Source organism: Xanthomonas rydalmerensis (assembly GCF_033170385.1).
Classification (GTDB): Bacteria; Pseudomonadota; Gammaproteobacteria; order Xanthomonadales; family Xanthomonadaceae; genus Xanthomonas_A; species Xanthomonas_A rydalmerensis.
Genome location: NZ_CP126170.1, coordinates 4,729,356 through 4,747,210 on the forward strand (window position 1 = coordinate 4,729,356; position 17,855 = coordinate 4,747,210).

General features: G+C 64.6%; 26 protein-coding genes and 1 tRNA gene. 9 read left to right on the forward strand and 18 right to left on the reverse strand.

Annotated elements, in window-relative coordinates; genetic code table 11:
* Nucleotides 1-45 precede the first annotated feature (45 nt).
* The 13 genes from QN245_RS20205 to QN245_RS20265 form a co-directional block, all read right to left on the reverse strand.
* A complete protein-coding gene (locus QN245_RS20205) occupies nt 46-936 on the reverse strand; it encodes a phage capsid protein (protein ID WP_317844053.1) in 891 nt (296 codons plus the stop codon).
* Between the two features lie 245 nt (nt 937-1,181).
* Nucleotides 1,182-2,066: a hypothetical protein gene (locus tag QN245_RS20210; RefSeq protein WP_317844054.1), complete on the reverse strand. Its 885-nt coding sequence runs from the start codon at nt 2,064-2,066 to the stop codon at nt 1,182-1,184.
* On the reverse strand, nt 2,047-2,280 hold the full coding sequence (locus tag QN245_RS20215) for a Bbp19 family protein (protein WP_317844055.1): 234 nt from the start codon (nt 2,278-2,280) through the stop codon (nt 2,047-2,049). Before QN245_RS20215 ends, QN245_RS20210 begins: the two co-directional genes overlap by 20 nt.
* Nucleotides 2,280-2,570, reverse strand: a complete 291-nt coding sequence (locus QN245_RS20220; RefSeq protein WP_317844056.1) for a hypothetical protein — start codon at nt 2,568-2,570, stop codon at nt 2,280-2,282. The genes QN245_RS20215 and QN245_RS20220 overlap by 1 nt, the downstream gene beginning before the upstream one ends.
* Before the next feature lie 10 nt (nt 2,571-2,580).
* Entirely contained in the window at nt 2,581-3,057 is a 477-nt protein-coding gene (locus QN245_RS20225) for a carbohydrate binding domain-containing protein (RefSeq protein ID WP_317844057.1), read from the reverse strand.
* A gap of 1 nt (nt 3,058) precedes the next feature.
* The gene (locus QN245_RS20230; protein ID WP_317844058.1) at nt 3,059-3,364 is read right to left on the reverse strand and encodes a hypothetical protein; all 306 of its coding nucleotides are present in this window, start codon (nt 3,362-3,364) and stop codon (nt 3,059-3,061) included.
* Nucleotides 3,365-3,381: 17 nt separating this feature from the next.
* The gene (locus QN245_RS20235; RefSeq protein ID WP_317844059.1) at nt 3,382-4,983 is read right to left on the reverse strand and encodes a portal protein; all 1,602 of its coding nucleotides are present in this window, start codon (nt 4,981-4,983) and stop codon (nt 3,382-3,384) included.
* A gap of 3 nt (nt 4,984-4,986) precedes the next feature.
* Nucleotides 4,987-5,217, reverse strand: coding sequence for a hypothetical protein (locus QN245_RS20240; RefSeq protein WP_317844060.1), 231 nt, complete (start codon nt 5,215-5,217; stop codon nt 4,987-4,989).
* Nucleotides 5,218-5,220: 3 nt separating this feature from the next.
* Nucleotides 5,221-5,616, reverse strand: coding sequence for a hypothetical protein (locus QN245_RS20245; RefSeq protein ID WP_317844061.1), 396 nt, complete (start codon nt 5,614-5,616; stop codon nt 5,221-5,223).
* 412 nt (nt 5,617-6,028) lie between these two features.
* Nucleotides 6,029-6,442 carry a hypothetical protein gene (locus tag QN245_RS20250; RefSeq protein ID WP_317844062.1) on the reverse strand — a complete coding sequence of 138 codons (414 nt, stop codon included), beginning with the start codon at nt 6,440-6,442 and terminating at the stop codon, nt 6,029-6,031.
* Complete coding sequence (locus QN245_RS20255) at nt 6,439-7,374, reverse strand: toprim domain-containing protein (protein ID WP_317844063.1); 936 nt, start codon at nt 7,372-7,374, stop codon at nt 6,439-6,441. Before QN245_RS20255 ends, QN245_RS20250 begins: the two co-directional genes overlap by 4 nt.
* On the reverse strand, nt 7,371-8,894 hold the full coding sequence (locus tag QN245_RS20260) for a DEAD/DEAH box helicase (RefSeq protein ID WP_317844064.1): 1,524 nt from the start codon (nt 8,892-8,894) through the stop codon (nt 7,371-7,373). The genes QN245_RS20255 and QN245_RS20260 overlap by 4 nt, the downstream gene beginning before the upstream one ends.
* Complete coding sequence (locus QN245_RS20265; RefSeq protein ID WP_317844065.1) at nt 8,891-9,727, reverse strand: hypothetical protein; 837 nt, start codon at nt 9,725-9,727, stop codon at nt 8,891-8,893. Before QN245_RS20265 ends, QN245_RS20260 begins: the two co-directional genes overlap by 4 nt.
* Nucleotides 9,728-9,958: 231 nt before the next feature.
* On the opposite strand from QN245_RS20265, the gene QN245_RS20270 reads away from it, so the two are divergent.
* From QN245_RS20270 to QN245_RS20310, 9 genes are all read left to right on the forward strand, one after another.
* On the forward strand, nt 9,959-10,444 hold the full coding sequence (locus QN245_RS20270) for a hypothetical protein (protein ID WP_317844066.1): 486 nt from the start codon (nt 9,959-9,961) through the stop codon (nt 10,442-10,444).
* A gap of 56 nt (nt 10,445-10,500) precedes the next feature.
* Nucleotides 10,501-11,181 (forward strand): S24 family peptidase, encoded by a 681-nt coding sequence (locus QN245_RS20275; protein ID WP_317844067.1) that lies wholly within the window; start codon nt 10,501-10,503, stop codon nt 11,179-11,181.
* Between the two features lie 123 nt (nt 11,182-11,304).
* The gene (locus QN245_RS20280; protein WP_317844068.1) at nt 11,305-11,523 is read left to right on the forward strand and encodes a hypothetical protein; all 219 of its coding nucleotides are present in this window, start codon (nt 11,305-11,307) and stop codon (nt 11,521-11,523) included.
* Nucleotides 11,524-11,695: 172 nt separating this feature from the next.
* Entirely contained in the window at nt 11,696-11,872 is a 177-nt protein-coding gene (locus QN245_RS20285; RefSeq protein ID WP_317844069.1) for a hypothetical protein, read from the forward strand.
* A 24-nt stretch (nt 11,873-11,896) separates the two neighbouring features.
* On the forward strand, nt 11,897-12,136 hold the full coding sequence (locus tag QN245_RS20290) for a hypothetical protein (protein WP_317844070.1): 240 nt from the start codon (nt 11,897-11,899) through the stop codon (nt 12,134-12,136).
* A complete protein-coding gene (locus QN245_RS20295; protein WP_317844071.1) occupies nt 12,133-12,816 on the forward strand; it encodes a hypothetical protein in 684 nt (227 codons plus the stop codon). The genes QN245_RS20290 and QN245_RS20295 overlap by 4 nt, the downstream gene beginning before the upstream one ends.
* Complete coding sequence (locus QN245_RS20300) at nt 12,816-13,223, forward strand: S24 family peptidase (RefSeq protein ID WP_317844072.1); 408 nt, start codon at nt 12,816-12,818, stop codon at nt 13,221-13,223. Before QN245_RS20295 ends, QN245_RS20300 begins: the two co-directional genes overlap by 1 nt.
* Nucleotides 13,220-13,645 carry a hypothetical protein gene (locus tag QN245_RS20305; RefSeq protein WP_317844073.1) on the forward strand — a complete coding sequence of 142 codons (426 nt, stop codon included), beginning with the start codon at nt 13,220-13,222 and terminating at the stop codon, nt 13,643-13,645. Before QN245_RS20300 ends, QN245_RS20305 begins: the two co-directional genes overlap by 4 nt.
* Nucleotides 13,642-13,902 (forward strand): hypothetical protein, encoded by a 261-nt coding sequence (locus tag QN245_RS20310; protein ID WP_317844074.1) that lies wholly within the window; start codon nt 13,642-13,644, stop codon nt 13,900-13,902. The genes QN245_RS20305 and QN245_RS20310 overlap by 4 nt, the downstream gene beginning before the upstream one ends.
* On the opposite strand, the gene QN245_RS20315 is transcribed toward QN245_RS20310, so the two are convergent.
* From QN245_RS20315 to birA, 5 genes are all read right to left on the reverse strand, one after another.
* Nucleotides 13,886-14,863: a tyrosine-type recombinase/integrase gene (locus tag QN245_RS20315; RefSeq protein ID WP_317844075.1), complete on the reverse strand. Its 978-nt coding sequence runs from the start codon at nt 14,861-14,863 to the stop codon at nt 13,886-13,888. The genes QN245_RS20310 and QN245_RS20315 overlap by 17 nt on opposite strands.
* A gap of 153 nt (nt 14,864-15,016) precedes the next feature.
* Nucleotides 15,017-15,092, reverse strand: a tRNA-Thr gene (locus QN245_RS20320).
* Between the two features lie 102 nt (nt 15,093-15,194).
* Nucleotides 15,195-16,031 (reverse strand): SPOR domain-containing protein, encoded by an 837-nt coding sequence (locus QN245_RS20325; protein ID WP_317844076.1) that lies wholly within the window; start codon nt 16,029-16,031, stop codon nt 15,195-15,197.
* A gap of 112 nt (nt 16,032-16,143) precedes the next feature.
* Nucleotides 16,144-16,881 carry a type III pantothenate kinase gene (locus QN245_RS20330; RefSeq protein WP_317844077.1) on the reverse strand — a complete coding sequence of 246 codons (738 nt, stop codon included), beginning with the start codon at nt 16,879-16,881 and terminating at the stop codon, nt 16,144-16,146.
* A complete protein-coding gene (gene birA, locus QN245_RS20335; RefSeq protein WP_317844078.1) occupies nt 16,878-17,855 on the reverse strand; it encodes a bifunctional biotin--[acetyl-CoA-carboxylase] ligase/biotin operon repressor BirA in 978 nt (325 codons plus the stop codon). Before birA ends, QN245_RS20330 begins: the two co-directional genes overlap by 4 nt.

Here is a 17,855-nt window from a genome sequence, read left to right on the forward strand (position 1 = left end):
TAGTGCGAATGGGGTATGCGGAAGCGGGCCGAAGCCCGCGCCCGGTTACTCGAAGCAGCCGATCTCGACCACGCCCTCATCCTCAACGCGCACGGCGCCGATGGACTCACGGGAATAGACCTGCACGCTGTAGTTCTTGGACGGCAGCGGGTCGATGCTGGTAACGATGTCCTTGCCCCAGCCATAGGCGACGCAGCCGCGCGACCATGCAACGCAGAAGCGAGTGGTCCCGACCTTCGGCACAAGCTCGGTACGAACGAACTTGAAGCCCAGGAAGGTGTCCACCTGGCCCTGTGCCAGTGCCTTGACGTTGTTGTAGTCCACCGACTTGATTTCAGTGGTTCCCAGCAGGTTCGTGAGCTGGCGGGTCGAAACCACGATCACGCGCTGCGCGGCCATGTTCGGGTTCTGCCCGTCCATGTCCAGTTCGGCGTCCACCTCGGCAGCGTCCAGAATTTCCTTGGCGGTCAGCAGCTTTGCCAGGGTCAGGCCGGTGCCGCCTTCCACGATCTTCTGACTGGTCGGCAGCGCGATGGTGCCGCCGGTATTGCCGACACGCGCGACGCCGCGAGCCGCATTGATGATGACCTTGTCCTTTTCACGGTTCAGCGCGGCAACGCCGAGACCAACGTAAGGCGAAGTCGGATCAGCCAGAAGCTTGATCTTGTCCAACTCATCGACCAAGTCGGCCCAACCCTTGTCCTGCAGGTCCAGCCAGCGGCGGGAATGCGGGGTGTCCACATACTTGGTGTCTGCGTGGCGGCTGGTGATGTCGTAGGCGTCAGTCTTGCCCAGGCGCTCGACGGACTTGGAGGTGCCGACGATGTCGCCCTCCATCTGGCAGAAGGTAGCCAGGCGGGACTTCTTCTGCTGGCCCAGGATTCGGTAGTTGTTGCCGAACTGCTGAACCATCGATTCGGTGACGGTATTGCTCATGGTGAACTCCTGATAGGTGATTGAGTTCGCCTGTCAGGGTGTCCACCGCATTTAGTGGGCCTGGGAATACGTGCGCCGATCCGGCTACCGATCTACGCTGCGGGCTTGCGCGGGTATCCGGATGCCAACCGGGCCGCTTGGTACGCGGGCAAGGTTGCGGCGATTAGCAGGACGGAATCCCGCCATTCATGCGGGCAAAAAAAAGCCCCGCGGCAAGGCGGGGCGAGAGAGGCGCGGCGGGTGAATTAGGTTCGCGCGGTTCCGTACTGTCGCGCGTAGAAGTCGGCCACCTTGGCTTTCACGCGCATATGGTCCGGATGCTCCGGCTTCCAATACGCTTCCGACTTCTGCAGCGATTCCACGTCCTCGGCACTGGGCAGCCCCTGCGGCGCAACCTGCTTGTCCTCCTGCATTTCACCGCCGATCGCTGCCGCAAAGGCGATGAAGTCCGGATCAGTGCCGTACTTGGCATGTAGGCGCTGGACGCTGCCGGGCAGCGCTTCGTTCTTGGTGCCGTAGCCGTTGATAGCGCGCTGGGCTGCGGCAAAGTTGGTCTGCTGCGTTGCCTCATCGGCCCACAGCTTCGCCACTTCGGCGCGCGCCTCATCGACGCTCAGTGCTGCGTTGGCCTCGATCAGCTTGGGGGCGAACTCCAAGTAGCCATTGAGGACGAGATTGGCAACGTCGTTGCTGGCTCCGGCCGCGTGCAGCTTCGCGAGAAAGCCCTGGGTCATCGGGTCTTTGACGAAGGCGCCCATCTCTTCCTCAGACATCCCCAGGCCCTCGCCCGCCTTGATCGCGTAGTCTTCCGGCTTCGCGGGCGCGGTAGAGGTGGCAGCGCTGCCAAGCTTGCTCTCAAGCGACTTGTGCGCGGCTGCCAGCTTGGTGGTGGATGCCTCCAAGTCCAACACGCCGTCCTTCATCACCCGGTACTTTTCGGGGATCTGATCTGCCAGCGGCACCGCAGCCAGTGGAGCGCCATCGACTGGCTGGGCGATCAGCGATTCGGTTTGTCCTGCCGGGGCGGCATTCGCGGTCTCCACGGTTGCGGCAGCTTGCGTTGCGGCGGCAGTAGCGGCGTCCGCTGCACCCGGGGCCTGGGCGGTGTCTTCACTCGTTTGGTTCTGCACTGTCTGCGATCTCCTGACGGCCTGCATTGACCTTGGAAAGGATGAGTTCCACAACTTCGCGCGCGCCCGCGCCGTGGTAGGTCTTCAAAATGGCGTCGATCCCGCCATCGGTCTTGGCCCTAGCGGCGTAGCGCCTAACCAAGTCCTCAAGGATGATTTCGCCATCGCCCTGGCCGAAAACGCGCCGATACATTTGGTCATCTGCTTTAGCCATTACTGATCCGCCACGACGGTAATGTTGGTGCCGTAAGCAGTGATGTTCGGGCGATCCACGCGGAAGACGCCGGGCACGCCGACTGGAACGACCGGGTTGATGTAGTTCAGCGATGCGACTGCGGTGTCCGTGCCGTCAATCACCATGATGACAGGCAGGCTAATGTTCTTCGGGATCGGCTGGCCGGCGGGGGCGTGGATCGACAGCGACGCGACGCCGCCGGACGCCACGGTGATGGTGGACGACGATGCCGCGCTCTGTCCGGCGGCGAGGATGACAGTCTGTGCCATGGGTTGCTCCTTAGAGGACAGCGCGGGCGGATACGTTGGCGACCTGCACAGTCACGCCGGCCAGGACGTTGCCGGTTGTCTGAATCGCCAGGGTGGTGGAAGCAGCAGAGGCGGTGAAGTCCAGCGTAAGCAGTTGGTCCCCGCCAAGCAGCGCCGATTGAACGCTGACGCCGCCTGCGCTCATCTGCACCAGCGGCAAGATCCCATCGGGCTTCGCGACGGTAGCGGCAACGCGGTAGGTCGTGCCTGGCGTGGTCACTAGCGACTGACTCATGCCAGCGACCACTAGGCCGGCAGCAGATACCACCAAGCGGCCGCCGCTATTGGAGAGGGCGCCGCCAATGGCAGTCCACCCATTCGTGCCGTCGCTGCCGTCTCCGTTGGTCACGATGTTTGGACCCATCGGGGCCGGCGGGATGCCATCCATCTGCGGCTGAAGGCCGCGCACCACCTGAGCGACTATCGACGGCTGGCGCCCAAGCTCCACGTTAGCTCTCCGCGCTCAAGCTGTATTCAACCTGCTTCAGCGGCTGCACAGCGAAAGCCCGCACGCGCCACTGCTCGCCGTCCGCCGCGGTGATCGCGAGATTGTTCTGCGCGGACGTGTAGGTCTGGACGTTCGTCCAGCTTCCAGCGCCGGGGGTCAACTTCTCGGTGCGCAGGTTGGTAGTGGCGTCCAACCCCGTGGCGGTCAGCCGCAGCGTGGTTACGCCGGTTGGCACCATGAGGACATCGCCATGCACGTTGGTAAGTACGCTCTGACCAGCGGCAAACGTGCCTTTCAAGTTCTGCATTTCGTGTTCCTCGGTTGTTACGCGGCAACTGCCGCAGTCTTGGCGGCGGCTATCTGCCCTTCCTGCTGCGCGACCTGCATGCCCTGTTGCTGCTGGGCTTGCTGCTGCGCCTGCGCCTTCTGCGCCTGGTACTCCTTCACCTCATCCTCGGAACGCAGGATGTCGCCCGGCGCGCCCCGCGCCTCTCGGATGCGACGCAGAGCCGCCTCGGGGTTGAGGTAGTCCAGCACAGAGGGATCGAACTGTGCGAATGCCGCGGCGCTTTGGTAGGTGGCCTCAATTGATGCCACTTCGTCCAGCTTCTGCGCGCGCGCCATCGGGTTGACGAACTTCACTGAGTAGTTGCGGTTTGCCAGGGTCTCCGGCATCGGGGCAAAGATCCCCGCGCGCATGGCAACACCAAAGCAGCGCTCAACCAGCGGCTTGAGGTATTCGGCTTGCAGGCGCCCATACATGGGGCCTAGCAGCTTGCGGATGGCCTCAACACGCACGCTGTACTCATAGGCGGTCTTTGCCGGCCCATCGGCGGGCGGCAACTGGTCAGCCATGAGCGCTTTGCGGATGGCCGCCTGCAACTGCGCCGTCATCTGCTCTGCGAGAGCAAAGTTAGCCCCGGTCTGTAGCGCCTTCATGTTGTCCGTGTCCGCGGCAACAATGATCTTCTTGGGGCCAAGCCGGATTGTCCGGGGGTTGAGCACGCCGTCGTCTGTGGCCAGCCACATGCCGGAGACGGCAATATCCGCCGAGTCCAACTCAAGCTGTTTCAGCTTGTTTAGCTGGCGAATGGTCGGCAGCGCCGGGTAGACCGGCCCGACCGCGTACACACTGCAGGGGACCTTGAGCCAGCGCGGCACCACCACCGGCATTTCGTGGTAGCCAGACACGCGCACCTCTAGCTGCGTGTCCATCTCGATGTGAACGGACGCGATGGGCAGATTCTTGGCCAGGCGCGCATTCACCACGCTGGTTTCGCGCGGGTAGATCGCATGCACGAATTTGAACTTGTCGTCGCAGTTGTCCTGCTTGGCCTTCCGGATGCGCTCCGATACTTCCTTTTCGCCGAACTCAGAAATAGCCTGGTCGGCGGTCAACTCGTATTCCCGGTGCACGACGTTGATCCGCCCATCGGGCTTGGTCGATCCGCAATAGAGCGAGGCGAGCGGCCACTGGGTGAAGCTGAAGCCACCCTGCTCCCGGTCCTCATCCACGAACAGGGCGAACATGCCGGCACACACCATGTCCAGGCAACACTCGTATCCCTCGGCATCGAAGTTCGCCATGTGGATGTTCTCCCACAGCAGCGTCGCGGCAGCATCGAACCATCGCCGCTCTTCGTCGGTCTCGTTGCCTGCGTCCAGGGCGAACCACAGCGAGTTAGACGGCGTGACGCCATCCATGATGTTCGCCGCCAGGATGCCGGCCGAGTCGGCCGCGGTGTTGTCCAGGGATCGGGCCTGCGCAGCCGTGCCAGCTTGGGCGGTCAAGATGGCCTGATTGAGGCCAGACCCACGAAGGGGGAGCGTGAAGTCGAAGCACTCCCGCCACACGCTTTCCACCTGCGTGGAACGCTGGGTCTTGAAACTCTCGTGCCGCTTCAGGATCTGCTGCGCGCTTGCCATCGGTCAGCCCCCGCCACCCAGCAGGGTAGGCTTCGCCTGGGCCTGGGCGGTCGGCATGAACGATCCGCTTGCGGTCTCGCCGGCCCCAGTGATGAGGCTGGAACGATTGCGGCGCTTCTTCAGCGCGGCGGCCTCGGTGTTGGAGTCGTTGGCCGCCTTGGTCGCTGCCGCGGCCTGCTCTGCGACAGGATCGCGCTCGACCACTTTGGGAGTCTTGGGCGTCTTGCCGCACATGACTCAGCCCTCGGCCTTGGCCGCCGGATTCGGCATCACCCAGCCATCGCGGGACAGGACCGGCTGCGTCAGCTTGCTGGCGTCGATCTGGCGGGCTGTCAGGTGGCGATACGACGTGGCGGCGTCCGGGCCATAGGCGCTCTGCTCGGCATCGTCGGTGCTTGCCTGGGCTTCGTCAGCTTCGCGGGCGCGGCGTTTCTGCTCCATGGCGATGGCATCGGTGACGCCCTTGCGGCCGGCGCCGGCCATTTCCAGAGCCTGCAGAGTGGCCAGGTCATCATCGGACAGGTCATCCAGGCCGGCGGCGATGTCCGGAATGGTCGCCTTCAGCATCGATTCCAGGGCGGTCGGGTCGGTCGGGCCGGAATCACCCGGGGTACGAATTTGGGGGTCGCTCATGGCGTACTCCTGTCTGCGGTGCCAGGAGTGTCGGTGCGCCAGTCGGGCGGAATCCCGCCATTAGGACTTTTTGGAGCGCTATGGAGGGTTTATGGACTCGCTGGCGCCAAAAGGGTCGGTGACTGGGATTAGCTGCCTGCCGGTGATGTCCTGATACAGCAGCAGCAGCCGCGACCCGTCGTAGTGCGACGGCTCATGCCCGCTCTTCCAGCCCCGCAGCGTGGAGCGCGCAACCTCTAGGCGTGTGGCCACGTCAACCTCGGTCCAGCCCACGGATCGAAGATCGGCAAGCACACGGAACCAGTCCGTGCGCGGCAGCGTGGCAAGGCGACGGGCGCTCAAGCTTGGCCATCCCCTGGGCAAAACGCGCGCGCGCGCGAGGCAATGCGGGATCGCAGTAATACCTCTTCCATCACCCCTCCCCCTCCTGCGCCGCGGCGCGTAGGTGCGGCCAAGCCGCTGCAATGGCGTTGCGGACCACTTCGCCCTGTCGGTGATCGAACTCGCCCGGCACGGGATAGCGCCCGTACAGTGTCCGGAACCACTCCATCCGGGCTGATTCAATGGCACGCTCCAAGTGCGGCCCCTGCGGGAGCGTCGGAAGCCCCCGCATTGCCGCGGCCAATCCCCTACGCTCGACCGCATAGGCGGCTTGCCTGGCCATGGATGCCGTCTGCAGCATCGTTTCGACCGTGGTTGATCGGGTGTGGTCAAGTCCGCGCAGCACACGGCGGTAGGCGGCGGCTTCGCCTTCCAACTGCTGGGCGAAGGCGTACAGGGCGGCGGCCTGCTCTCGCTGGATCAGTTCGGCAGGTAAATCGTTCATGCCTTCCCCTGCTGCATCAGCAGTACGTCGTTCCAGTCGCATTTGCCCGGCTGGGTCGGTAGGTAGACATCGCACGCAATGCCGTCCCGCTCTAGGTCGTTGGCCAAGCTGTAGGCGGCGGCTTGTCCGGCATAATTGTCGTCCTTGTCCCCGAACACGGACACGCGCGTGACCCCCGGCGGCGGGCGGAACTTGCGCATATTCCCCTCGTTGACCAGCGCCCAGGTCGGCAGGTCGAACAACTCGGCGGCGGCTAGGGCTGTTTCGATTCCCTCAGCCACACCAAGATGCTCGGCGACGGGGAACAGACGAATTGCACTGCCTGGCTCATAGCCGCTCGACACCAGTTTTCGAGGGGCGGAAACGGGGGCTTTCTTGCCTCCCTCAAGGTAGGTGACGTGCAATGTCTGCGTCTTGCCGTCCTTGCCGCGCATGGACGCCACCATGGCCGTGTATGTACCTTTCGGCCCCCGCTCGCCCCTCTCGAAGTAGTCCAGCGTTGCCTTTGCGATGCCTTGTGGTGGCAGCTTGAGGCCGCGCCCCGCCAGATACTGGGCAACGGCATCGCCTGCCTCGATCGGCCTAGCCTTTGCTGCGTACTTGGCAACTCGCTGGCGCCCATCGACCGGGACGGACGGGGGCGTTGCGACCGCTGCGCCCGCCACCTTCTCGATCTCGCGGCAGGCTTCGGCATACCCGATTCCCTTGCAGCACATGACCAAGGCAATACCGCCCTTGTCCCCGCGGCTGCAGTTACAGAAGAAGCTGCCCGACCCGTTGCGATCGGCAAAGCGAAAACGGTCCTCCCCCTCTCCGTTGGCAGGGCAGCGGTGATGCTTCTTGTCCAAGTAGTTGGCCGGCACGCCCAACATCGGCAGGATAGACGGCCATTTCCCGGCCGCCAGGTCTTTCGCTCGTTCCCGGTCGCTCATGGGACGAACTCCGGCGCGCCACTGCGTTCGCGAGACTTGGCATAGCGGATGGCCCTAGACTTCAGCCAGCGCTTGAGTTCCGGCGAATATTCCATCGGCGGGACATCCTTCACCCGCGGGTCGTTCGGCCACACCCCGAAACGGTCCTTGTACTTGTGTGCGACCCAGCCGGCGGCATAGCCATGTGCGGCGGCGTAGGCACGAAGCCCGCCGATGAACGTGCGCTTTTCCTCCCAGGTGGTCGATTTGTTGAGGTTCGTCCCCTCCACCTCGACCATCTGCCCCGGCGCCATGTCGATCAATGTGCGGGTTCGGCGCTCCGCTCCACATGCCGGGCATGCCTTCTGCCCAGGTTGCAGGATCAGGCCGCACTTACAGCGCACCTGCTCGCGCTCCTTCTGGCTCGGCTCCTTACGCGCCTGCGACTCGCGCTTACCGTCATCCAGCGTGTGCACACCCTCGCTGAAAACCTGCTCTGTGTCCTTGTAGAACCGCAGGTAATTGCCGCTGTGATCCAGCCATAGGCCGAACTCCTTGCCCGGAGCGGTCCGCATCAGCCGGCCTAGTTGCTGCATGTGGCTCGACAGGCTCTTACGGTAAGGGCGCGCGGAGATCCCGCACAGCACGTCCGGCACGTCGAATCCCTTGGTAAGCACCTCGCAGGACACCAGTCCGTGGATCGTGGAATCAGGGCGCTTGAACTCTTCCACCAGCCTGCGCCGCGTATCGGCGTCACCGTCCTTGTAGCTGATCTGCTGGAAGTTGAAGCCAGCCGCGGCGAACTGGCGGCACAATTCCTCGCCGTGCTTCACGGTCGCAGAGAACACAATCGTCTTGACTGGGCCGCCGAAATGTAGCTCTGTCTTCTGCTGCCACTCGGCGACGATGTCGCCAATGATGGACATGCCGCGCTTCTCGATTTCCTTCTCCGACCACTCGCCGGCCACAACCTTCATGCCCTTGGTGTTGATCGCCGTCGCGGCGTAGACCTTGAGCGGCGCCAGGTACTCGCGCGCGATCAGTTCATTGGTCGTCGTGACGTTGACCATACCGCTGTAGACCTTCGCCATGCCCTTCGTGAAAGGCGTGGCCGTCAGGCCGACCACGATGGCATCGGTCTTTTCCAAGAACTCGGTGACCTTCTTGCGCATGCAATGCGCTTCGTCCACGAACACCACCTGCACGTCGTCAGGGATGCCGCGGCGCTCCAGGGTCTGCGCGCTGCAGACCTGCAGGCGCTCCCAGCCGCGGAAGCGCCAGTGTCCGGCCTGCACCACGCCGTGCGGGATGCCGTATTGGTCAAGGCGCTGGCTCGTCTGATCGACCAAAACGACGCGATCCACAATGACCATGGCGCGGGACAGCTTCCGGGCCGCCTCCTGCAGCATGTAACAGGCGATTTCGGTCTTGCCCGACCCGGTCGGCGACACCAGCACCTGCTTACGCTTGCCCGCCGCAATCCCGGCGCGTAGCTGCGCGACGCTCTCGGTCTGATAGTCGCGAAGTTCGACGGCGCTCACTTGGCACCTTCCAGCTTGGCCAGCTTGCGCTGCAGGGATGTCACTTCCTTGCGCAACTCGCCGCAGGTGGTCATCCACTGATTGCGCGTCGCCTCGACGGTGCGAATCTGCGCCTTCAGCCGGGCCATTTCCTTGGCTATCGATGCCTCGCCCTCGCTTACGGTGTCGTAGCTTTCCAGCATTTCCGCCAGTTCGGCCGCGTTGTCGCGCACGGCTGCAAGCTCTGCCTCAAGCGCAGCGATGCGAGATTCCGGTTCCTGTGGGGCCTGCGCGCTGCCCTGCACGCGCTTCGCCGGGGCGGGCGGCTGCGGCTCCTTGCCCTCAACCTTCGCCACCGCCTTGGGTAGCGAGACCTCGCCATGCGCCACCTGCTTTGCCAGGGCCGGGTCTGCCTTGGCGACCTTGTCGGCCATGCGCTGGGTGCGCTCGCTGGCGCCGGATTGCGCGGCGCGGTCGGCGACCCGATCAAGCGGCAACGTTGCCGGTTGATCGCTCTTACGGTCGCCACCGTGGCTCTGAGCCTTCGCCCAGTCCTGCGCCGTGGCGACGATCGCCGCCTGCTGACCTGCCGACATGTGCCGGCGATGCAGGTTCGCCGACAGCACGAAGGAAACGATGTTTCCGCCCTTGAACTCGGAAAAGTGCGGCTCTACGCCGGCTTCCAGGCATGCGCGGTAACGGTTGCCGCCGTCCAGAATTTGTCCGTCCAGCAGCACGATAGGCTGGCTCAGGCCGTTGGCTGCGATGTCGTCGCGCAGGGAGTCGAACTCAGCGCCAGACAGGCGCGGAAACAGGGTGCAAAGGGGGTGCAGTTCGTATTGCGGATGTGGCATGATGGGCCTCGTAACTTGAAGCCCCGGTTCTGTTCGCGAGACGGCCGGGGCTTCGTCGTTTCTGACGAATGGGCCGCCGTAGCGACCCGCTTAGCGCCAGACACCTGCAAGCCCCATTTCCGCCTGCAGGGTGGTCGCCGTCCTTGCCCCATCGCGCCCGATCCTTCGGGCGAATTCGCGTCACGCCTCGCGTATCTCAGTTATCTAACTACCCTAGAGATACTTCTTCCCATGCTGCTGGACTACTTCCTGACAGATGCCAGTGGCCTGTCTGGAGACAGCCGAGAGCATCCAAGCGCGGGGGCTGGACGTTCTCGGCCGGTAACCCTTGAGTGGGTCAGTCTTGCCGGTAAGCATCTTGTCCGGGACGTGCGCTATGCCTACTACGGCGCACCCTGCTGTTTCAGTCCCTATCCCACGGTTGCAGGCTTCTACGATGTGGCCCCGTCGTTACCCGACGACCGCACCGGCCGATGTCGCCATCAGGTATTCGGCAGATCCTTGCTTAGCGCCGTTGGCATCAGGGCGCCACTCTCATCGAAGCTCTCAGGCTTCAATAAAAATCTGATCTTCAACTCATGGACCTTCGGGATGCCTCGATCTTTTGGCCACATCGAAATGGCAGCGTGGCTCTTCAGCCCAAGCGCTTCCTGCAGCGCCTTTGCTGAACCGAAAAGTGCGATGGCCTGGGGCTTTGTAAGCATGCCAGTAGACTGACAGGCTGACACCCGCGTGTCAATACACTGACAGACGGCTTTGGTAAGCTCACTGACATGACTACTCAAACCCCCCTCCCCTGGTATCGCTTCAAGGAAGCGAGGCTCAATGCGGGACTCTCGATGCAAGAGGCGGCCAAGAAGATTGGCTGCTCACGACCGCTGATCATTTCTTGGGAAGCTGGCATAGCGAAATCGATTGGTGGCGCCTACCTGCTCGCTGCGGCCGAAGCGTATGACGTAAGTCCTGCGTGGCTTCTTGGCAAAACCGATGAAGACGGTCCTAGTAACTACATCAGGCCCAAAAAGTGGCTTGAAGGCATGTATCGGGTTGAACACATACGCTTTAGCGACCCGTTGTGGGCGTTCATCCAAGGCCGTGATGCCGAGCCGATAAGTTCGATCGATGTAAGCGAGACGTACTTGAGATCTTTGCTGGGCCATGTCCCGCAGCCTGGTCGTCTGAAGCTCGTGACCGCGAGCGGCGACTCAATGGCTCCGAAGGTTGACCCTGGCACGATGGTGCTCGTGGATACAGGCATCAATGCCTTTGAGGGTGATGGTATCTACCTGATCGACCTTGGATCTGGCAGGCAACTAAAAGCGCTTCAAGATCGCGGCGACTCGGTCTATGTCGTGAGCGCAAACGCTGCACTGTATCCGGCCTTTCCAGCAAATGAAGGTATGAAAGTGATCGGCAAGGCTCACTTGATCACGAAGCTGGAGCGCCTGGGATAAGATGAATTTTTGCTTAATGGAGTAAGCATACTGACATCCGCGACTGTCAGAGTGTTGACTTGTTCTGTTAGTAGACTGACACTCTCCCCATAGCGCCGGATCGCCCGGCTGCTGGGAGAGGCAATGAGCGGCACCAGCACTATCACCATCGATCACGCCTCAGCGCTGATCGAGCGATACAGAGAATCCGACTGGATCACCCAGGAGATCGCCGAGCGCGCGCAGCGCGCGATCCGGGAGCGTCTCTACTACGGGAACCCAATGACCACTGCCCACCGCGCCAGGATGCTGGCGTTGCGCTTTGGCATCGTGGATGCCCCTTTTGAGGCCCTGGGAAATTGAATTGGCGCACGGCACCATCCCTTCCCTCGCGCCCGCTCGCCGATAACGACGACTCTCCCCACTTTTGCATTTTCACATTACACAACGTCCCGAGGAAACCGGATTTATGAGTAGGGAAATTCCTACGCGCACGCGCAAGCCGGTCGTGATGTCAGCGACAGCGGGAACCACCGTGTCCATCGGCAACGACATCACGGTGGAGATTCACTATGCCTACCGCGGCCGCGCGGTGCTGCATGTGCGAGCCCCCAGCAGCATGGCAATCGACCGCGAACGCAATTTCGCAGCACCCCAAAACGATGACGGCCCGAGCGTTGGCGCGCCCGAGCCGTCTGCCAAATCCCCGTAATCGACCAAGACTCAGGAGAACCACATGGCGAACGATAGCGTACAGGAAAAGCCGGTCTACGGCATGACCGTGGCCCAATGGGACGAACTGCAAGAGAGAATGAGGTTGATGCACGCAGTCTGCGATGCCTTCACCACCCGCGCAGCTAATGACATGCTGGAACAAAGCATCTCCACCTTGGCAAGGCTCGGCTTTGATGCCGGCTGCGATGCAGAAAAGCTGCTGGCGGCAATCAGCGAACAGCGTGTGGGAGAAGCTGCATGAGCGCTATCGACCCGATCGACAAGTTGGCGGCCTCCGGCATCAGCATTCGCACGCTGGTTTCCTTCCAACTCGACCATCTCGAATGGCTGGCGCAGCACCAAGGCGATACGTTCCGGCTCTGCTACCACGACGAAGCCGGAGCACTGGTGGTGGAGACGATCAAGGGAGATCCGGCCGCGCTTTTGCAACGCGCGCAGGAGCTTGGTTGGCAAGCCTGTAAAGATGAACCGGCAGAGACCGGGGCGCCCTGGATTTTCCAAGAAGCCTACTACCACCAGTTGCGCGGTGCACATTGGTTTTCGACGGCGACAGAAGATTTCATAGACGAAGTAGTGCCGCTTGGCTTCCCGTCCAAGATGCTCGACGCCGCACGGCGCCGCCGCGAGCGCAAATACAGCCCCGAAGCCATCGCCAAGCGGGCCACCGCTATGGCACGTGTGATCGCACGCGACAAACTGGCGAGGGAGAAGGCGGCGGAATCGGAGTATCGCGGCCAACACTCGGCGGCGGCCAGGCTGCTTGCCAAGAACTATAGGGACGCCGCCGACATCATCGAAAAGCCGATCACCCAGCGAACCGCATTGAACAAGGCTAAGCAGTTCTTGAAAGACTGCAACGACGGTGATTACAACATGTGGCTAGCGCGCGCTGCCCGGACCAACAACGGGGGTGCCAAGTGATGGCTCTTTCCAAGCACGAACTGAAAGCGCTCGCGATAGAGTTGGTCGCCGTGATGCCGCCGAGCGCTGATCCGATGGGCGACTGCGGGCTGACGGCGCACCCTTCCGCGCTTTTCCCGCTGCCCGAGGGGAATTACGCCCATGTGCTGGTGCAGGACACCGCGAACGCCCCGCGCTACATGCCCGGGGACGTGCTGCTGGTGAACCTAGCCGTCACCAGCTTCGTCGCCGACGGCCTCTATGCGGTCGAACTCAACGGGCGGCAGTTGGTCCGCTACCTTCGCGACGGGCCGGATGGGATGGTGATGTTCAGCGGATCGGCACCGCAACACGACTTCAAGCCGCCCCAGGACTTCCGCATTCTCGGCATGGCCGAGTCCGCTGCTCAGATTCGGAGAATCGCATGACCACGGAACTCATCAACGAATTGCGTTCGGCCGCGGCGACCCTGCGCAAGCCATTGTTCCCCAGGGGTGAAGCGCTGTCCACCGACCTGACTGCTGCCGACCTGCTGGAACGTGCGGCCGACTCGCTGGAAGCGCTGCGTGCGATCAGTTCGACGGTTGAACGAACTACCGGACAACTGGCCCGCCCGTCGTGGCTAGAAGGTGGCGAGGAAGCAGTGGCCATAGCGATTGAAGACGGCCTAGTCCCGGGCTACGACGCGGCCTCCGAACGCGCCCTTGGCGTACTGGATGTCATCGCCGAAAACCTGTTCGATCGCGTGCGGAGGGGCGTACTGACGCCTGCGCAAGCTGCGGCAAAGGTGCGTCGCCACACCGCGGAACTGCGAGACATGCTGACGGGAGCTAGTGAGGCGCAGCCATGAGCAACGAAACTTCGATTGACGTTGGCACCATCGCTGCGATGGCCCGGGATGCGGAGTGGCTAAACGCCGACGCATGCGCGTTCATCCTGGGGCTTACCACCCGCAAAGGCACAGTGAACCGGCGCGCTTTTCTTGAGCGTGTCGCTGTGCGCCCCAGCTTCCCCAAGCCCATGAGCATCGGTGCGAAAAAGCTGTGGAAGCGATCGGACGTAGTGCTGTGGGCTGAAGACGAGTCCAGGATCAGGCGAGCTTCTTAGCAAGCTCTGCCGCGGTGGCGCGATAGTAGATCAGGAGGCTGGACAGGTTGCGATGTCCGATCACTCGGGCTAGTTCTAGGATATCCAGCTTCTTCGATAGCCGCCAAATTGCCTCTGCACGCGTGTCGTGGAAATGCAGATTCTTGATGCTGGCAATACTGTCGCGGACCTTGCGGAACAAGCCATCACGCTTCGCGGCATCCAGCCCAAACGCTGGCCCGAAGCTCAACGGAAGCGCACGTAGGATCTGCACTGCTCGCATCGTCAGCGGGACATCGCGGCTGTCGCCGTTCTTGCTATCCCTAACGGTGACGTAGCGCTCTTCCAGATGCACATCCGGCCATCGCAGCGCGCAGATTTCCCCCGAGCGCATCGCGGTTTCTAGGGCGAACAGGAAAGCGAGGCCGATGCGGTGGCGCTTGGTCTCGGCCTTTAGCGAGTCCCACACGTCGAACGCTCTTGCAAGCGCCTCCACTTCTTCAGCCGAGATCCGGCGCGCGCGCCCTTTCGGCTTCTTGGGCTGGCGCACGTCGCGCATCGGGCTTTCTTTTAGCCAGCCCCATTCCCGCCGGGCCACCTCCAGCACCGCGGCAATCAAGTTCATCTCGCGGGCTACTGTGCTTGGCTTGACCTGCTTCAACCGCGCATCGCGCCACGCTGCCAGGTCGTTTGCAGACAGGCCCAATAGCCGGCGCTTTGCGATTTTGTCCTCGCGCTTGAATCGGTCAATGCGGATGCGATCCCAGCGGCCACCCCGCTTGCTGGGGGTCACCTCGTCGGCGTACTTCGTAAACGCCTCTTCTAGTGTCTTGTCGGGCAGTTCCTTGCCGCTGAGCAACCCCTCCTGCTCCTGCGCCCAGGCGAGCGCTGCGCGCTTCGTGTCGAAAACCTTAGTTGCGCGGCGGCCGTCAACTTTGACGAACGCGCGGTATCGATTGCCCTGGGGTCGGATGGATGCCATGACCCCATTTTGTGCCTTTCCGTGTGCCCGTGTGCCTTTCAGCACGGGGCAAGGCGGGCCGCCACAGGAAACGCCAGAACTCGTAAGCCGCTGATTTGGTGCGACTTTGTGACAATACGGGGGGGGGCTAGGGAGTCGCCGAAAAGGCGGGGATGGTGCCGCTTATCCGAATCGAACGGATGACCTACTGTTTACAAGACAGTTGCTCTACCGACTGAGCTAAAGCGGCAAGGTGCACGACACCCGCGGGCGGGCCCGAGGCAGTCTACCTGCTGGCGCGAGCCTCGACACGTCTTGCGGCGAGGCGCTGAACACCGGCAGGCGCGGCATTCTAACGCAGCGTGGCGCAGTCCACGGTGCGCTGGCGCGCCGCGCCGAGCTGGCGGCGCAGGGCGGCGGCCTGCGCCGCGGAGCCGGCGCGCAGGTCCAGCCACCAACGCGACTGGCCGTCGCCGCCGCTGGGGATCAGGTCGGCGTTGAAGCCGGCACGGGCCAGCTCCGCGCGGCGGCGCTCGGCCCCCTCGCGGCTGCGGTACTGGCCCAGGGCGATGGCATTGCCGGCATCGCCCTGGCGCAACGGGTAATAGTCGCGGATGCCGGCGGCGACGATGCGCTCGGTGGCCTGCCTGAGGCCATCCTCGCCGCCGATGGTCGGCAGCAGCACGCGGAAGCTGGTGGCACCGCTGTCGGCGTCCTCGCGCAGGCGCGGACGCGGCGCTCCCGAAGCCAAGGTTGCGATGGCCGCCTGGGCGGCATCGCGGTCAGGGTACGGCCCCACGCTCAGGCACACCGCCGCGTCGGCGGCGGGCTTGGCCGCAGGATCGGCCTGGGCCTGGGTGGGGGCGGGCGCAGGGGCGGCAGCGGGTGGCGTTGGCGCGGCGGCCGGGGTGGCCGCCTGGGTACTGGCCGGTGCAGGGGCAGATTCGGTCGCATCGGCAGCGACGGCGGTGTCGTCCTGCGCATCGGCTGGCACGGCGACAGGCGCGGCCGCCGGCAGGGGCGGCGCCGCGGCCGGTGCCGGCGCCTCGTTGACCAGTTGCAGCGTCGCCACCCCGGCCGGCACGGCCGGCATCGGCACCGCCGGCGGGGTGGGCGGCTGCATCGCCCACCACACCGCGACGCCGAGGTTGAGGATGGTCAGGACGACGAGCAGGGCGCGAACGAGCATGGCCGGATTCTAGAGCGTGCGATGCACATTGGGAGAGACAGCGGCGTTCGTGTGGGACGTGACCGCCTGGACGCAGCGCCTGCGCTGCACGCCACCGCCAGCGCCGCGCCGCTCAGCGGTAGCCGGCCACGGCGTGCGCCTGCGCCCACAACGCCAGTCCGTCCAGGACCAAGGCCGGGCGCTGCTCGGCCACCGGCAGTGCGTGCAACAGCGGCGGCACGCCGCCGCCATGCAGCAGCAGCCGCGGCCGTCGTCCAAGCAAGGCCTCGCCCTGCTGCAGACTGCGTTCGATCAGCGCCACTGCGGCGCCATCGCAGCCGGAGGCCAGCGCGTCGGCGGTGTCGGCGGCGAACTCTTGGTAATCGCCGCCTTCGGCCGGCAGTTGCGCTGCCTTCTGCTGCAAGGCCTGGCGCATGACGGTCGGCGACGGCGCGATGCGGCCGCCGCGATGCAGGCCATCGCGGTCGAGCAGGTCCACGGTCAGCGCCGTTCCCACGCCGACCACCAGCACGTCGCCGCCGCCATGCGCGGCAAGCAGGGCCAGGAACCGGTCCACGCCGAACGCCTGCGGTCGCGCATAGGCGATCCGCACCCCGGCGCACGCAGCCTCGGTGCGCACCACCTGCACCTGCGCGAAGCGGCTGCGCAGCGCCTCCAGTACGGTCGCGGTCAGGGCCGGCGCGGCGACGCTGGCCACGTAGGCGGTACCACCCTGCGGCAGCGCCGCGACCGCCGCCGCGTCCATGGCTTCGGCGCCATGCGGCCAGGCCTGCACCGCGCCCACCTGCCCGTGTTCCAGCGCGGCGAACTTGAAGCGGGAATTGCCCAGGTCGAACAGCCAGTCGCTCATGCCGCCCTCACGCTGACATCGCCCGCATGCACCGGCTGCTCGCCGTCGGCGAAGGCCACCCGCAGCGCGCCGTCCTCGGCCAACCCGAGGGCCGTGCCTTCGCGCACCTGGCCGCCGTCGTCGATGCGCACGACACGCCCGGCAAGCAGATCCAGCGCGGCGTAGCGCGGCAGGAACGGCGCCAGCCCTTCGGCGTCGAACAGCGCCAGCGCCGGCAGCAGGTGCGACAGCACCACCGCGGCGACCGTGTTGCGCGACACAGGGCCACCGGCCAACCGCGTCAGGTCGGTCCACGGCTGGTCGATGTCTGCGGCACTGGCCGCCGGCATCGCCACGTTCAGGCCCAGGCCGATCACCGCCCGCGCCGGCCCGGCGAACTCGCCACCACCTTCCACCAGCAGGCCGCCCAGCTTGCGCCCGTCGGCCAGCAGGTCGTTCGGCCACTTCAGCCCGACCGTGGCGAAGCCGGCCGCGCGCAGGGCTTCGGCCACGGCCACGCCGGCGGCCAGGCTCAGGCCGCCCAGCCGGCCCAGCCCACCCTGGAAGCTGCGCGCCACCGACAGGTACAGATGCGCCGCCAGCGGCGAGGCCCAGACCCGGCCACGGCGGCCACGCCCGCCGGTCTGGCGCTCGGCCAGCAGGACCTCGCTGCCCTGCGCCGGCGCCGGCCGCTGCAGCAGCGTGGTGTTGCTGGAGACCAGGCTCCAGGCGATCTCCAGCCCGGCCAACTCGGCGCGCGCCGGCCCGCTGAGTCCGTCGCGGATCGCCGCGGCGTCGAGCAACTCCAGCGGCCGCGCCAGTCCATAGCCCTCGCCGGCCCGGCCCTCGATCTCCACCCCAGCCGCGCGCAGCGCCTGAATGCGCTTCCACACCGCCGCCCGGGTCAACCCGCAGGCGCGCGCCAGGGCGTCGCCGGACAGGGGTCCCTTGCTGAGCCTGGCCAACAGTTCGCGCTCGTCCAACGCCGGTTCCAT

Excerpts from the sequence above, each read along its gene's own strand:
- QN245_RS20205 (WP_317844053.1), bottom strand. The coding sequence starts at position 936 with ATGAGCAATACCGTCACCGAATCGATGGTTCAGCAGTTCGGCAACAAC.
- QN245_RS20215 (WP_317844055.1), bottom strand. The coding sequence starts at position 2,280 with ATGGCTAAAGCAGATGACCAAATGTATCGGCGCGTTTTCGGCCAGGGC.
- QN245_RS20220 (WP_317844056.1), bottom strand. The coding sequence starts at position 2,570 with ATGGCACAGACTGTCATCCTCGCCGCCGGACAGAGCGCGGCATCGTCG.
- QN245_RS20230 (WP_317844058.1), bottom strand. The coding sequence starts at position 3,364 with ATGCAGAACTTGAAAGGCACGTTTGCCGCTGGTCAGAGCGTACTTACC.
- QN245_RS20235 (WP_317844059.1), bottom strand. The coding sequence starts at position 4,983 with ATGGCAAGCGCGCAGCAGATCCTGAAGCGGCACGAGAGTTTCAAGACC.
- QN245_RS20240 (WP_317844060.1), bottom strand. The coding sequence starts at position 5,217 with ATGTGCGGCAAGACGCCCAAGACTCCCAAAGTGGTCGAGCGCGATCCT.
- QN245_RS20245 (WP_317844061.1), bottom strand. The coding sequence starts at position 5,616 with ATGAGCGACCCCCAAATTCGTACCCCGGGTGATTCCGGCCCGACCGAC.
- QN245_RS20250 (WP_317844062.1), bottom strand. The coding sequence starts at position 6,442 with ATGAACGATTTACCTGCCGAACTGATCCAGCGAGAGCAGGCCGCCGCC.
- QN245_RS20255 (WP_317844063.1), bottom strand. The coding sequence starts at position 7,374 with ATGAGCGACCGGGAACGAGCGAAAGACCTGGCGGCCGGGAAATGGCCG.
- QN245_RS20265 (WP_317844065.1), bottom strand. The coding sequence starts at position 9,727 with ATGCCACATCCGCAATACGAACTGCACCCCCTTTGCACCCTGTTTCCG.
- QN245_RS20270 (WP_317844066.1), top strand. The coding sequence starts at position 9,959 with ATGCTGCTGGACTACTTCCTGACAGATGCCAGTGGCCTGTCTGGAGAC.
- QN245_RS20275 (WP_317844067.1), top strand. The coding sequence starts at position 10,501 with ATGACTACTCAAACCCCCCTCCCCTGGTATCGCTTCAAGGAAGCGAGG.
- QN245_RS20280 (WP_317844068.1), top strand. The coding sequence starts at position 11,305 with ATGAGCGGCACCAGCACTATCACCATCGATCACGCCTCAGCGCTGATC.
- QN245_RS20290 (WP_317844070.1), top strand. The coding sequence starts at position 11,897 with ATGGCGAACGATAGCGTACAGGAAAAGCCGGTCTACGGCATGACCGTG.
- QN245_RS20295 (WP_317844071.1), top strand. The coding sequence starts at position 12,133 with ATGAGCGCTATCGACCCGATCGACAAGTTGGCGGCCTCCGGCATCAGC.
- QN245_RS20300 (WP_317844072.1), top strand. The coding sequence starts at position 12,816 with ATGGCTCTTTCCAAGCACGAACTGAAAGCGCTCGCGATAGAGTTGGTC.
- QN245_RS20305 (WP_317844073.1), top strand. The coding sequence starts at position 13,220 with ATGACCACGGAACTCATCAACGAATTGCGTTCGGCCGCGGCGACCCTG.
- QN245_RS20310 (WP_317844074.1), top strand. The coding sequence starts at position 13,642 with ATGAGCAACGAAACTTCGATTGACGTTGGCACCATCGCTGCGATGGCC.
- QN245_RS20315 (WP_317844075.1), bottom strand. The coding sequence starts at position 14,863 with ATGGCATCCATCCGACCCCAGGGCAATCGATACCGCGCGTTCGTCAAA.
- QN245_RS20325 (WP_317844076.1), bottom strand. The coding sequence starts at position 16,031 with ATGCTCGTTCGCGCCCTGCTCGTCGTCCTGACCATCCTCAACCTCGGC.
- QN245_RS20330 (WP_317844077.1), bottom strand. The coding sequence starts at position 16,881 with ATGAGCGACTGGCTGTTCGACCTGGGCAATTCCCGCTTCAAGTTCGCC.
- birA (WP_317844078.1), bottom strand. The coding sequence starts at position 17,855 with ATGGAACCGGCGTTGGACGAGCGCGAACTGTTGGCCAGGCTCAGCAAG.